The organism is Vallitalea pronyensis, assembly GCF_018141445.1.
GTDB classification, from domain to species: Bacteria; Bacillota; Clostridia; order Lachnospirales; family Vallitaleaceae; genus Vallitalea; species Vallitalea pronyensis.
In genome coordinates, this window is sequence record NZ_CP058649.1 from 4,404,613 (window position 1) to 4,421,228 (window position 16,616).

At 37.4% G+C, this 16,616-nt stretch carries 1 protein-coding gene; it reads right to left on the reverse strand.

Annotated features, from left to right (window positions below; all coding sequences use genetic code 11):
• Positions 1-172: 172 nt before the first annotated feature.
• On the reverse strand, positions 173-16,471 hold the full coding sequence (locus HZI73_RS18445) for a non-ribosomal peptide synthetase (RefSeq protein WP_212694837.1): 16,299 nt from the start codon (positions 16,469-16,471) through the stop codon (positions 173-175).
• Between the last annotated feature and the right edge of the window lie 145 nt (positions 16,472-16,616).

Below are 16,616 nucleotides of genomic sequence, written 5' to 3' on the forward strand. Positions count from 1 at the left end.
TCTGATACCGCATTTGGTTATTCGTATACGATTAAGATACGAATGATAGGTACAAAGTTTAAGTCCATAGGTAAAACCGAGTAACATTTCCCTTTATCGTAGGAATCTTACTCGGTTTTTTGAATACCTTATTATTTTTCTTTAGAGGGGATATGACTGCCATCTCATAAGCTTACAATCTCTTTATTTCCTCTAATATCGCTCTTATGAGCTTACCATTGTGTTTTACATATGTCGAATCAGAAAGCATATGTTCATGGTTTCCTATGCCTTCAACGACTTTAACAACACCTGTTGTTACCTTTTCCCAGTATCTTTCAGGATCTTCTACGATACTTTCATTTGATTTTAGCATATAGATATTGGCATGTATTGTTCCTTCATTGGTCATGGTTTGAAAATATGCCATGTATTTTTGTGTTTGATCCATTGCCTTTGATACAAAGAAATCCATGGTGGCAGCTGCTTCTTCATGCCCTTCATCACCTTGTATGAAATGTAAGAAGGCTTGTTCTAATTCTTCCTTCTTAAAAGCTGTTATTTCTTCCTTTGCATCAACCTGATGCCTTCTATAGGCATCTATCATAAGTATGTCTGAAACCTTTTTATGCCTCTTTTCTAGTTCCTTTGCTACTTCAAAGGCCACATTTCCCCCTGCTGAATAGCCCATTAGGACATAGGGTTCTTCGTCAGATATGCTCATGATGAAGTCCGCGTATTGCTTAATCTTGTCTTCATCCTCAATATAGTCAAAGCTATATAATGAATGGGAATCCATATATTTTGCAAGATGTTTAAAGGCAATAGCGCTTCCAATAATAGGTGGAAATGCAAATATGGTTTTATTTCGTTTCTCATTTAATAAAATACAGTTATTGTCATTTTTTAAGATAGCGTCTCGCTCTAAATGCGTTATGAGCTTACCAATCGCCTTGATTGTGGGAGTTTTAAATATCTCCATGAGTGGTATGTCTACCTTAAAGTGTCGATAGATGCTTGAAATAATCGCTCCTGCCTTTAGCGAGTGTCCCCCAAGTTCAAAGAAGTTATCGTTTATGCCTACTTTATCTACCTTAAGGACTTCCTCCCATAGCTTTACAAGTCTTGCTTCGACTTCATTGGTGGGCTCAGTATACGCAGCTCCTGTGTGTATACTACCATCTGCTTCTGGCAGGGCTTTTCTGTCTATCTTACCATTTGGAGTAAGGGGCATGGTGTCGAGCTCCACATAACATGACGGTATCATATAATCCAGCAGTTCCTTGGAGAGGTACTCTCTTAGTTCCTGTGCCTTCACTTCATTTTTCACGACGATATAGCCGCACAGGTACTTATTACTGCTCTCATCTTCTTTTGCCACTACCACAGCTTCTTTTATTTCTTCGTGTTTCAAAAGCTGAGCTTCTATCTCCCCTAGCTCTATTCTATATCCCCTTATTTTTACCTGTTCATCCACTCTTCCTAGGAATTCTATGTTGCCATTAGGCAGCCATCTTGCCAGATCTCCTGTCTTATACATTCTTTCTCCTGGTATGAATGGATTGTTTACAAACTTCTCCTTTGTTAGCTCTGGTCTGTTTAGGTATCCCCTTGCTACACCTTCTCCACTGATACACAGTTCTCCTGGCACGCCTATTGGCAGCGCTTTATGCTCTTTATTTAATATGTATACTTTTGTATTGCCTATGGGTTGACCAATGCTTAATTGGGATAATTCCTTATCCACATCACTATCCTTTACCAGTAATTGAATGGCTGTAACAGTGGTTTCCGTTGGTCCATACGCATTATAAAAGTCAACGGTTTTATACCATTTTTTTGCTAAATCTATGGAACATATATCGCCACCTGAAACTACCCGTTTTAAGCTATAGCTTTTATGGCTTATGATCTTATCCAAAAAGACCGGCACAGAATCTATATGGGTTACTTTGTGATCGGCTATATATGCCTCAAATTTATGGGGATCTAAAATCCTTTCCTTATCAATTAATACTAACGATGCGCCACTAAACAACGTCATAAATGTTTGCTCTACGGAAGGATCCGAACAGATAGATGAGAATTGTAATATGTTATCCTGTTCATCTATCTTGAATGCTTCCTTTTGAGAAGTCGTAAGGTTGATAACGCTTCTATGCTCTATCATGACGCCTTTAGGCTTTCCAGTTGAGCCTGATGTATAGATGATATAGGCTAAGCTTTTTGAGTGATTTACCTTGACTACGTTTGACGCTGCTCCCCTATATAAGTTTTTATCATAGACATCTATCCTATGGCAGCCTGCCTCAATCCCTTTTGCAATATCTCTTCCTGTCAGAAGTAGTTTTACACCACTGTCTTTTATCATGTATTGGATTCTACTGTTAGGATATTCCGGATCTATTGGCAGATATACGCCTCCTGCCTTTAGAATACCCATGATACCTATAATCATCTCTACTGTAGGTTCTACCATGATGCCTACTATGCTGTCTGCCTTTACGCCCTTTTCCCTCAGCATTCTTGCAAGCTGGTTTGCCCTTTGATTTAACGCCATATAGGTCAGCTGCTTATCCTCAAAGACGACGGCTATATTATCAGGAGTCCTTTCCACCTGCTCTTCAAATAACTCTTGTATGGTCTTATCCCTTGGATAGTCTACTTTTGTATCATTAAAATCATATAGTATCTGCTCTTTTTCTTGGTGTGACATCATACCTATTTCTGAAAGTTTCACTTCCATATTTTCAGCTATTTCGTTTAAAATATTTCTATAGTGCTCTGCAAACCTTTCTAGTGTTGCCTTTCTAAATAGCCTTGTACTGTATTCAAGATCAAAGTATACCTTCCCATCTCTTTCCTCTCCACTTAATGTCATGTCAAACTGTGATATGTTGTTTTCCATAGGGTATGGCTTAAAGATCAGGCCTTGAATCTCTATAGCCATACTTCCTGTATTCTGAAGCACAAACATGGTATCAAATAGTGGATTTCTACTCATATCTCTTTTTAGGTCAAGTCTTTCTACCAGCTCTTCAAAGGGATAATCCTGATTTTCATATGCTCTCAGAGCATTTTCCTTTACTTCTCTAAGAAACGCTTTAAAGCTCTTGTCTCCCCTTGGCTTATTTCTCATGGCAAGGGTATTGACAAACATGCCTATGATATGCTCTAGGTCTGCATGGGGTCTTCCTGCTATTGGTGAGCCAACCACCATATCTTCTTGGCCTGTATATTTATAGAGCAGAGTATTGTATGCTGCTAGAAGCACCATATACAGGGTTGTCTCAGTTTCCTTAGCCATTTTTTCCAGCTTACCCCTCAGCTTTTCTCCTATCTCAAATGCTATATGGTCTCCTTCAAAGCTTTGTACGAGTGGTCTCGGATAATCAGTGGGCATATTAAGCACTGGTACTTCTTCTCTAAACTTATTTATCCAGTATTCTTCCTGCTTCTTCATGTCATCTGATTTTAACAGCTGATTTTGCCACGTGGAATAATCTTTATAGTGTACTTTAAGCTTCTTAGGCTTCTTTCCTTCATAAAGCTGTGTAAATTCTCTTATAAGTATGTTCATTGATACCCCATCCGATATAATATGATGCATGTCAAAGAGCATTATATGCTTGTTTTTTTGTACTTTTAATAAGCCCAACCTTAAAAGTGGCGCCTTCGATAAGTCAAATGCCTTTATAAAATGCTTTATTCTCTTATCTATTTCTGCCTCATTTACTTCTTCATAATCTATTGTAAATTCAGCTTCCTTATGTACCATCTGCACCGGCTCGCCATCTACTATTTCAAAGGAAGTACGAAGAGATTCATGTCGCCTTATGGCTTCCTGAAATGCTTCTTCCAGCTTGTCTTTATCAAGGCTTCCCTCTATCGCCATTACGCACGGCATATTATAGCTTGTCTGTACTCCTTCAAGCTGATTTAATACATATAGTCTTCTTTGTGCCGACGATAGTTCATAATAGGCTTGCTTCTCCACGGGCTCTATTGAGGCATATATGCTTTCTTCTCTGTTCTTTATACATATGGCTAGTTCTTTTATGGTTGGCTTTTTGAACACTTCCCTAAGTGGTACTTCTACATTAAATGCTTTATGGATTTTTAATACAAGGGAAGTGGCCTTTAATGAATGTCCGCCTCGTTCAAAGAAGTTATCCTTTATGCCTATTTTTTCAAGACCAAGCTCTTCCTGCCATATCTCTGCCAATCTTACCTCTGTTTTATTTCTTGGAGCCACATAAGCTACACCTGTATTCATATCGCCATCTGGCTCAGGTAGTACCTTTCTATCTATCTTTCCGCTTGTTGTAAGTGGCATCTTGTCAAGCTCTACGTAGCTTGTAGGTATCATATAGTCCGGTAACTCCTTAGCTAGGTGCTTTCTTAACGCCTGTACTTTCAGTTCATTTTCTACTACGATATAGCCACATAAATATTTATGAATACTTTTATCATCCTTTGCCACTACCACTGCTTCCTTTATTTTTTCATGCTTTAAAAGCTGAGCTTCTATCTCTCCCAGTTCTATTCTATATCCCCTTATTTTTACCTGATGGTCTATTCTTCCTAAGAATTCTATGTTGCCATCGGGCAGCCATCTTGCCAAGTCACCTGTTTTATACATTCTTTCTCCTGCTATAAATGGACTATCTACAAACTTCTCCTTTGTTAGCTCTGGTCTATGTAAGTATCCCCTTGCTACGCCTTCTCCACTTATGCATAGTTCTCCCGGCACACCTATTGGCTGTAATTCTCCACTTTTTCCTAATATGCTTATCCTGGTATTATCTATTGGTTTTCCTATTGGCACACACTCAAGACACTTACTAATCCTACTTCTTGAATCCCATCCTGTCGCACATATTGTCCCCTCTGTAGGTCCATATGAATTTATATATCTAACCTGCTTTTCCCATCGCTCTACTATCTGGGCTGATATGGTCGAACCACCAGTTATTAATACCTTTAATGTCTCTATATTATTTGGATCTATATTGACAAGGTATGTTGGTAATAAAGCAGCAAAGGTTATCTTATTTTTATTTATAAATGCCTCAAATTTTGCAATGTTTCCTATTATTTCTTTTTCAACCATGTATAATCCTGCTCCATTTAACAAGGACATGGTTATTTCTAATACGGATACATCAAATGAACTGCTTGCAAATTGTAGTATTCTATCCTCTGCTTTTACACCAAGAGAAGTTTTATAGTAATTTTTCAAATTAGATATGCCTTTATGCTCAAGCATAACCCCTTTTGGCTTTCCCGTTGAGCCTGATGTATAGATGACATAGGCTAAACTTTCTGAGTGATTTACCTTGACTAGGTTTGAAGCTTTTCCTCTGTATAACCTCTTATCATAGACATCTATCCTATAGCAGCCTGTATCTACACTATAAGCACCATCTCCTCCTGTAAGAAGCAGTTTTACACCGCTGTCCTTTATCATGTATTGGATTCTACTGTTAGGATATTCCGGGTCTATTGGCAGATATGCGCCTCCTGCCTTAAGTATGCCTAATATCCCTATAATCATCTCTACTGAACGCTCTACCATGATGCCTACTATGCTGTCTGCCTTTACGCCCTTTTCCCTCAGCGTTCTTGCCAGCTGGTTTGACCTTTTATTTAGCTCCATATAGGTCAGTTGTCTATCCTCAAAGACGACGGCTATATTATCAGGAGTCCTTTCCACCTGCTCTTCAAATAACCCTTGTATGGTCTTATCCCTTGGATAGTCTACTTTTGTATCATTAAATCCATACAGTATTTGCTCCCTTTCTTCTAATGACATCATGTCTATTTCTGAAAGTTTCACTTCTATATTTTCCGCTATTTCTTCTAGTATATTTCTATAGTGCTCTGCAAACCTTTCGATTGTTGCCTTTTTAAATAGCCTTGTACTGTATTCAAAGTCAAAATATACCTTACCATCCCTTTCCTCTCCATTTAATGTCATGTCAAACTTGGATATGTTGTTTTCTATAGGGTATGGTTTAAAGATGAGGTCTTGAATCTCTATAGCCATACTTCCTGTATTCTGAAGCACAAACATGGTATCAAATAGTGGATTTCTACTCATATCTCTTTTTAGGTCAAGTCTCTCCACCAGTTCTTCAAAGGGATAATCCTGATTTTCATATGCCTTTAAGGCATTTTCCTTTACTTTTCTAAGAAGTTCTTTAAAGCTCTTGTCTCCCCTTGGCTCATTTCTCATGGCAAGGGTATTGACAAACATACCTATGATATTCTCTAGGTCTGCATGGGGTCTTCCTGCTATTGGTGAGCCAACCACCATATCTTCTTGACCTGTATATTTATGTAGCAGGGTATTATATGCAGCAAGAAGCACCATATACATGGTTGTCTCTGTATCTTTTGCTATTGTCTCCAGTTTCCTTGTTAATTCTTCTCCTATTTCAAAAGTTACACGATCTCCTTCAAAGCTCTGTACGGATGGTCTCGGATAATCGGTAGACATACTAAGCACGGGTACTTCTCCTCTAAATTTATTTATCCAATACTCTTCCTGTTTCTTCATGCCATCTGATTTTAACAGCTTATTTTGCCACACCGAATAATCTTTATAGTGTACTTTAAGCTCTTGAAACTTCTTTCCTTCATAAATCTGTGTAAATTCCCTTATGAGTACGTTCATTGATACCCCATCCGATATAATATGATGCATGTCAAAGAGCATTATATGCTTATTTTTTTGTACTTTTAATAAGCCCATCCTTAAAAGCGGTGCCTTTGATAGGTCAAATGCCTTTACAAAACCCTTTATTCTCTCACCTATTTCTGTCTCATTTACTTCTTCATAATCTATTGTAAATTCAGCTTCCTTATGTACCATCTGCACCAGCTCGCCATCTACTACTTCAAAAGAGGTCCGAAGGGATTCATGTCTTCTTATAACTTCCTTAAATGCTTCTTCCAGCTTATCTCTATCAAGACTTCCCTCTATCTCCATTACGCTCGGCATATTATAGCTTGTCTGTGCTCCTTCAAGCTGATTCAATACATATAGCCTTCTTTGTGCCGATGATAGTTCATAATAGGCTTTCTTCTCCACTGGCTCTATTGAGGTATATATGCTTTCTTCTCTGCTTTTTATAGATATGGCTAGCTCTTTTATGGTTGGTTTTTTGAACACTTCCCTGAGTGGTACTTCTACACTAAATACTTTATGGATTTTTGATACAAGGGAAGTGGCCTTTAATGAATGTCCGCCTCGTTCAAAGAAGTTATCTTTTATGCCTACTTTTTCAACGCTAAGCACTTCCTGCCATATCTCTACCAGTCTTTCCTCTGTTTTATTTTCTGGAGCCACATAAGCTACACCTGTATTCATATCGCCATCTGGCTCAGGTAGTGCCTTTCTATCTATCTTTCCGCTTGTTGTAAGTGGCATCTTGTCAAGCTCTACGTAGCTTGTAGGTATCATATAGTCCGGTAACTCCTTAGCTAGGTGCTTTCTTAACGCCTGTACTTTCAGTTCATTTTCTACTACGATATAGCCACACAAATATTTATGATTACTTTCATCTTCCTTTGCCACTACCACTGCTTCCTTTATTTTTTCATGCTTTAAAAGCTGAGCTTCTATCTCCCTTAGCTCTATTCTATATCCCCTTATTTTTACCTGTTCGTCCACTCTTCCTAGGAATTCTATGTTGCCATCGGGCATCCATCTTGCCAGGTCACCTGTCTTATACATTCTTTCTCCTGCTATATATGGATTGTCTACAAACTTCTCCTTTGTTAGCTCGGTTCTGTTTAGGTATCCCCTTGCTACGCCTTCTCCAGCTATACAAAGTTCTCCTGGTACGCCTATTGGTAGTACTTTATTCTTCTTTTTTAATATGTATACTTTTGTATTGCCTATTGGTTTACCAATGCTTAATTGGGATAATCCCTCTTGAACATCCATATCCTTTACCAATAATTGAATGGCTGTAACGGTTGTTTCAGTAGGTCCATACGCATTATAAAAATCAACGGTTCTATACCATTTTTTTGCTAGATTTATGGAGCAAATATCGCCACCTGAAACTATCCTCTTTAAGTTAGAGTTTTTATGGCTTATGATCTTATCCAAAAAGATCGGCACAGAATCTATATGGGTTACTTTGTGATCGGCTATATATGCCTCAAATTTATGGAGGTCTAAAATTCTTTCCTTATCAATTAATACTAAAGATGCTCCACTAAATAATGACATAAATGTTTGCTCTACTGAAGGGTCAGAACAGATAGATGAGAATTGTAATATGCTATCACTTTCATCTATCTTGAATGCATTCTTTTGAGAAGTCGTAAGGTTGATAACGCTTCTATGCTCTATCATGACGCCTTTAGGCTTTCCAGTGGAGCCTGATGTATAGATGATATAAGCTAAATCTCCTGGGTTATTCACTGTTTCAATATTACTTACTTCTTCAGCATATATGCTTTCATCTCGTATATCTATTATTTCACCTTCAAATTTTATGTTATCGTAGTTACCTTGTGATAGTAATGTTTCTGCATGACTATCTTTCATCATATAGCTTATTCTTTCCATAGGATATTCTGGGTCTATTGGCAGATATCCGCCTCCTGCTTTTAGAATGCCCATGATGCCTACGATCATTTCTATTGAGCGCTCCACCATGATGCCTACTATACCATCAGGCTTTACGCCTTTCTTTCTTAGTATCCTTGCTAACTGATTTGCCCTTTGATTTAACTCCATATAGGTCAGCTGCTTATCCTCAAAGACGACCGCTATATTATCAGGGGTCCTTTCCACCTGTTCTTCAAATAACCCTTGTATGGTCTTATCCCTTGGATAGTCTACTTTTGTATCATTAAAACCATACAGGATCTGCTCTCTTTCTTCTCGTGACATCATGTCTATTTCTGAAAGCTTCACTTCTATATTTTCAGCTATTTCTTTCAGTATATTTCTATAGTGCTCTACAAATCTTTCTATTGTTACCTTTCTAAATAGCCTTGTACTGTATTCAAGGTCAAAGTATACCTTCCCATCTCTTTCCTCTCCACTTAATGTCATGTCAAACTGTGATATGTTGTATTCCATAGGGTATGGCTTAAAGCTGAGGTCTTGAATCTCTATAGCCATACTGCCTGTATTCTGTAGTACAAACATGGTATCAAATAGTGGATTTCTACTCATATCTCTCTTTGGGTCAAGTTTTTCTACCAGCTCTTCAAAAGGATAATCCTGATTTTCATATGCTCTCAGAGCATTTTCCTTTACTTCTCTAAGAAACGCTTTAAAGCTCTTATCTCCCCTTGGCTCATTTCTCATGGCAAGGGTATTGACAAACATGCCTATTATCTCTTGAATATCTACGTAAGGTCTTCCCGCTATTGGGGAGCCAACCACCATATCTTCTTGACCTGTATATTTATGTAGCAGGGTATAGTATGCTGCTAGAAGCACCATATACATGGTTGTCTCAGTTTCCTTTGCTATTGTCTCCAGTTTCCTTGTTAATTCTATTCCTATTTCAAAAGTTATACGATCGCCTTCAAAGCTCTGTATGGATGGTCTCAGATAATCGGCAGGCATACTAAGCACGGGTACTTCTCCCCTAAACCGATTTATCCAGTACTCCTCCTGCTTCTTCATGTCATCTGATTTTAACAGCTTATTTTGCCACACCGAATAATCTTTATAGTGTACTTTAAGCTCTTGAAACTTCTTTCCTTCATAAATCTGTGTAAATTCCCTTATGAGTACGTTCATTGATACCCCATCCGATATAATATGATGCATGTCAAAGAGCATTATATGCTTATTTTTTTGTACTTTTAATAAGCCCATCCTTAAAAGCGGTGCCTTTGATAGGTCGAATGCCTTTACAAAATCCTTTATTTTTTCATCTATTTCTGTCTCATTTACTTCTTCATAATCTATTGTAAATTCAGCTTCACTATGTACCATCTGCACGGGCTCACCATCTACTACTTCAAAAGAAGTCCGAAGGGATTCATGTCTTCTTATAACTTCCTTAAAAGCTTCTTCCAGCCTGTCTTTATCAAGACTTCCCTCTATCTCCATTACGCTCGGCATATTATAGCTTGTCTGTGCTCCTTCAAGCTGATTTAATACATATAGTCTTCTTTGTGCCGATGATAGTTCATAATAGGCTTTCTTCTCCACGAGCTCTATTGAGGCATATATGCTTTCTTCTCTGCTCTTTATAAATATGGCTAGCTCTTTTACGGTTGGTTTTTTGAACACTTCCCTGAGTGGTACTTCTACATTAAATGCTTTATGGATTTTTGATACAAGGGAAGTGGCCTTTAATGAATGTCCGCCTCGTTCAAAGAAGTTATCCTTTATACCTACTTTTCCTACTCCCAGTACATCCTGCCATATCTCTACCAGTCTTTCCTCTGTTTTATTTCCTGGTGCTACATAGCCTACACCTGTATGGATATCGCCATCTGGCTCAGGTAGTGCCTTTCTGTCTATCTTTCCATTTGGGGTAAGGGGCATTTTTTCAATTATGACATAGCTTGTCGGTATCATATAGTCTGGCAGCTCCTTGGATAGGTGCTTCCTTATTTTTTGTATTTTTAGCTCACCTTTTGCTACGATATAGCCACACAAGTACTTATTACTGCTTACATCTTCTTTTGCCACTACCACCGCTTCTTTTATCTCTTCATGCTTTATAAGCTGAGCTTCAATCTCTCCCAGTTCTATTCGATATCCCCTTATTTTTACCTGATGGTCTATTCTTCCTAAGAATTCTATGTTGCCATCAGGCAGCCATCTTGCCAAGTCCCCTGTCTTATACATTCTGTCTCCTGGTATGAATGGATTGTCTACAAACTTTTCCTTTGTAATCTCTGGTCTATGTAAGTATCCCCTTGCTAGTCCAGCTCCACTTATACACAATTCTCCTTTGGCACCTACTGGAACAAGGTGGTTATTTTTATCCAATATATACACGATCGTATTTGCTATGGGCTTACCAATCAAAACCTCTTGGCTATCTTTAGTAAACTCAAAATATGATGTGCATACGCTATTCTCTGTTGGTCCATATTCGTTTATTAACCTTATATGAGGTACTTTTTTATAATGCTGTCCCACTACATTCTTTGTAAAACTTTCTCCTGCCAATGTTATTACCCTTACTGTCTCTATTTCCGCATCTATTTCTTCAATTAAAGCTTTATAAAGACTTGGTACTGCTAAAAAGTGTGTGACATTATTTTCCCTAATGACCTCTTTTAAATATCTTATATTTAATCTTTCTTCCTGTTTTATTAAGACTAGCTTAGCACCTGATATTAGCGCCGTGAATATATCCTCTACCGAACTATCAAAAGCAAAGGAGGGCATTTGTAATACTGTATCTTTATTATTAAATTGGTAATGAGCTTTACGCCAGCATAATGTATTCATTATTGATTTATTCTCTATCATTACTCCCTTTGGCTTTCCCGTTGAGCCTGAAGTATAGATGATATAGGCTAAATTTTTTGCGTCACTAACTGTTTCTAAATTACTTGTATCGCCTGTATAAATTTTTTTATTTAGTATATCTATTATGTCACCTTCGGATTTTATGTTATGGATGAGGTTACCTTGTGATAGTATTATTTCTGCATGACTATCTTTCATCATATAGCCTATTCTTTCCATGGGATATTCCGGATCTATTGGCAGATATGCGCCTCCTGCCTTAAGTATGCCTAATATCCCTATTATCATCTCCACTGAACGCTCTACCATGATACCTACTAAACTTTCAGCCTTTACGCCCTTTTCCCTCAGCATTCTTGCAAGCTGGTTAGCTTTTTCATTTAACACGATATATGTCAGCTGCTCTTTACCGAATACGACTGCTATATTTTCTGGGGTCCTCTCTACCTGCTCTTCAAATAGTTTTTTTACGGTTTTATTCCTGGGATATTCTGTTTGTGTACCATTAAATCCATACAGAATTTGCTCTCTTTCTTGTGGTGACATCATGTCTATTTCTGAAAGCTTCACTTCCATGTTTTCAGCTATTTCTTTTAGTATATTTCTATAATGCTCTGCGAACCTTTCTATTGTTTCCTTTCTATATAACCTGGTACTATATTCAAGATCAAAGCATACCTTCCCATCTTGTTCACGCCCATTTAATGTCATATCAAACTTTGATATGTTGTTTTCTATAGGGCATGACTTAAAGCTCAGGTCTCTAATCTCAATATCCATATTTCCTGTATTCTGAAGCACAAACATGGTATCAAATAGTGGATTTCTACTCATATCCCTTTTCACGTCAAGTCTTTCTACCAGCTCTTCAAACGGATAATCCTGATTTTCATATGCTCCCAGGGCATTTTCCTTTACCTCACTAAGAAACGCTTTAAAGCTCTTATCTCCCCTTGGCTCATTTCTCATGGCTAAGGTATTGACAAACATGCCGATTATCTCTTGCATATCTTCATGGGGTCTTCCTGCTATTGGTGAGCCAACCACCATATCTTCTTGACCTGTGTATTTAAAGAGCAGTGTATTATATGCTGCTAGAAGTACCATATACATGGTTGTCTCTGTTTCCTTTGCTATTTTTTCCAGCTTACCCTTCAACTCTTCTCCTATTTCAAACGCTACCCTGTCTCCTTCAAAACTTAGTATAGATGGTCTCTGATAATCAGTTGGCATACTAAGCACGGGTACTTCTCCCCTAAATCTATTTATCCAGTGCGCTTCTTGTCTTTTCATTCCCACTGACTTTAAAAACTCATTTTGCCACGCCGAATAATCTTTATAGTGTACTTTAAGCTCTGGCAACTTCTTTCCTTTATAAATCTGTGTAAATTCCCTTATGAGTACGTTCATTGATACCCCGTCCGAAATGATATGATGCATGTCAAAGAGCATTATATACTTGTTTTTTTGTACTTTTAATAAACCCATCCTTAGTAGTGGTGCCTTCGATAGGTCAAATTCCCTTACAAAATGCTTTATTCTCTTATCTATTTCTGTCTCATTTACTTCTTCATAATCTATTTTAAATTCAACTTCCTTATGTACCATCTGGACTGGCTCACCATCCACTATTTCAAAGGAGGTCCGTAGGGATTCATGTCGCCTTATGATTTCCTTAAATGCTTCTTCCAGCTTATCTCTATCAAGACTTCCCTCTATCTCCATTACACCTGGCATATTATAGCTTCTCTGTGCTCCTTCAAGCTGATTTAATACATATAGTCTTCTTTGTGCCGATGATAGTTCATAATAGGTTTTCTCCTCCACGGGCTCTATTGAGGCATACATGCTCTCTTCTCTGCTATTTATGAATATGGCTAGCTCTTTTATGGTTGGCTTTTTGAACACTTCCCTGAGTGGTACTTCTACATTAAATGCTTTATGGAGCTTTGTTACAAGGGAAGTGGCCTTTAATGAATGTCCGCCTCGTTCAAAGAAGTTATCCTTTATACCTACTTTTCCTACTCCCAGTACATCCTGCCATATCTCTACCAGTCTTTCCTCTGTTTTATTTCTTGGTGCCACATAGGCTACACCTGTATTCATATCGCCATCTGGCTCTGGTAGTGCCTTTCTGTCTATCTTTCCGCTTGCTGTAAGGGGCATCTTGTCAAGCTTTACATAGCTTGTGGGTATCATATAGTCAGGCAGTTCCTTAGTTAAGTGTTTTCTTAACGCCTGTACCTTCAGTTCATTTTGTACTACTAGATAGCCACACAAATATTTATGATTACGTTCATCTTCCTTAGTCACTACCACTGCTTCCTTTATTTCTTCATGCTTTAAAAGCTGAGCCTCTATCTCCCCTAGCTCTATTCTATATCCTCTTATTTTTATCTGGTGGTCTATTCTTCCTAAGAACTCTATATTCCCATCGGGTAACCATCTTGCCAGGTCGCCTGTTTTATACATCCTTTCTCCTGGTGTAAATGGATTATCTACAAACTTTTCCTTTGTTAGCTCTGGTCTATGTAAGTATCCCCTTGCTAGTCCTTCTCCAGCTATACATAATTCACCTGGGACTCCTATTGCCTGTAAGTTGTTAAATCTATCAACCATGTATATCTTAGTATTATCAATGGGTTTACCTATTGGTATATTTTTTAATTCTTCATTAATACAATCAAAATATGTCACATCAACGGTTGCTTCAGTCGGTCCATATAAATTTGTTAGGCTAATCTTGTTTTCCTTAGGTAGTATGTTGTTAAATTTCTCTACATGTTGTGCTAGAAGTGCCTCGCCACTGGTAAAGACCTGATTTAAGCTGGATAGATTATCCAAATTCCCCCGTGATGCCATATACGTTAAAAATATATTGAACATGGATGGTACAAAGTGAAGGGTAGTGACTTTATTTTTCACAATAGCTCTCTCAATAACTTTCGGGTCTTTTTCACCTTGGGGTTCTAAAAAACAAACGCTCGCCCCTGTCATTGCCCACCAAAACAGCTCCCAAACTGAAACATCAAAGGTATATGGCGTCTTTTGAAGTATAACATCATCTTCCCCAATAGGATACTGCTTCTGCATCCATTGTAATCGATTAACCATTGAATAATGCTCTATCATAACCCCCTTTGGTTTCCCTGTTGAGCCTGAGGTATAGATGATATAGGCTAAATCTCTTGCATTATGAATAACCTCTAAATTTCTTGCATTCCCTATGTATATGTTTTCATCCAGTATGTCTATTAGTTCACCTTCAAATTTTATTTTATCTATAGGATGACCTTGTACTAATACTATTTTTGCACGACTATCCTCAAGCATGTAGCTTGTTCTATCCTGGGGATAGTCTGGGTCTATTGGTAAATATGCGCCTCCTGCCTTAAGTATACCCATGATACCCACTATCATTTCCATTGAACGCTCCACCATGATGCCTACTATACAATCAGCCTTTACACCCTTTTTCCTTAGTACCCTTGCTAGCTGATTCGCCCTTTGATTTAGTTCCATATAGGTTAGCTGCTTCTCCTCATATACCACCGCTATATTGTCAGGCGTCCTTTCTACCTGCTCTTCAAATAACTTTTGTATGGTCTTATCCCTTGGATAGTCTACTTTTGTATCATTAAATCCATAGAGTATCTGCTCCTTTTCGTCCCTGGGCATATATGCTATGTTTAATACATTTTGTGAATATTTTTCTAGAGCTTCGTTTACCATATAGCTTAGATGTTTTATTACATGCTCAATGGGAAATGTGCTGTTAAAAATCTCAAGCTCATAGTCAATATCGATCATCACATCTTCATCTTCTGTAAACTCTTTTATAGAAACCGATAAAGCATTTTTTTTGCTTTGGTTGCCTAAGGCAATCCTTTTGGTTGGGTAATCACAAAAACTGCCTGTATGCTCTTCCTTCTGATAGGATAATATTATTTCAAAAAAAATATCATTTACATCATTTCTAGTTGAAGCTTCATGTATTATTTGACCCAAATGAAGATTTTTATGTCGATAGCATGTGCCCAAATCTCTTTTTATGGTATGCATTAACTCCAAAAAACTTATATCATTTTCTAAACATATTTTCACAGGAATAATATTTACAAATAGACCGACTGTGGATTTAAACTTCTTGTTTTTTCGATTTAAGATGGGTACACCTACCATAATCTCATTTTTAGAATATACTTTTGAAAAATATATGGCGAGTATGGCTAAGAAGAAATGAAATATAGAGCATTCATTTTTCTTGCATAGATCAATGAGCTTATTATAAAGAGAACGCTTTACAACCATTGCTTGCCTTGAACTTGTCGTTATGTTTTCGCCTCCATTATACGTGGTCGGTTTCCTCGTAATAAAGGGCTTGGGTAGTTCTTTAAGCTTTTCCTTCCAGAACAATCTATTTCTTTCATAGTTATTCCCTTTTATATATTTCTGGTCTTCTAATATGAAATCCTTATAGGAATATATGTCCTGTTGATGCTCATCACCTTTTATTAAGTCGTTGTATATTGATTTTATCCTCTTTGCTAAAAGCGCAAAACCCCAGCCATCCGTGATCAAGTGATGGCATTTGATAAACCAATAAAATAATGCTTCATCTGCCTTAATTAAACATATCTGAAATAGGATATTTTCATTCATTATAAATGACTTCGTCATTTCATTATTCATCCAGTTCTTACTATATGCAATAGGATTTGATTGATTAGAGAAATCGTGGAATGCAACGTGATGATTTAATTTTGACAAGAATCTTTGAAAGGGTTGTCCATGTTTTTCGAATACGATTATACGTAAAGCATCGTTTTGTGCAATTAATAAATTACTCGCCTGATTAAAAATAGTAACATCCATTTTACCCTTTATTTCTACATAACCACCAATATTATATAATGGTCTATTGGGGTATCGTTGCTGATCGATCCAAATATCGCTTTGATAAGATGTCAGTGGATATTCATTTAATCCATTTTTAGTATTATGTCTACTTAAAAACATATATTGTACCTCCTATTTAATTACTATTCATTTAGTATAACTTAAGGTTTTTATGTTTAATAAATAAAAAAGCATTTGGACACGAAGGTTGGACATAGTCGTTTGAATCCATAGGTAAAACCGAGTAACATTTCCCTTTATTGTA

Bases quoted from the DNA above. Each gene is read 5' to 3' on its own strand.
- HZI73_RS18445 (WP_212694837.1), bottom strand. From the start codon at position 16,471: ATGTTTTTAAGTAGACATAATACTAAAAATGGATTAAATGAATATCCA.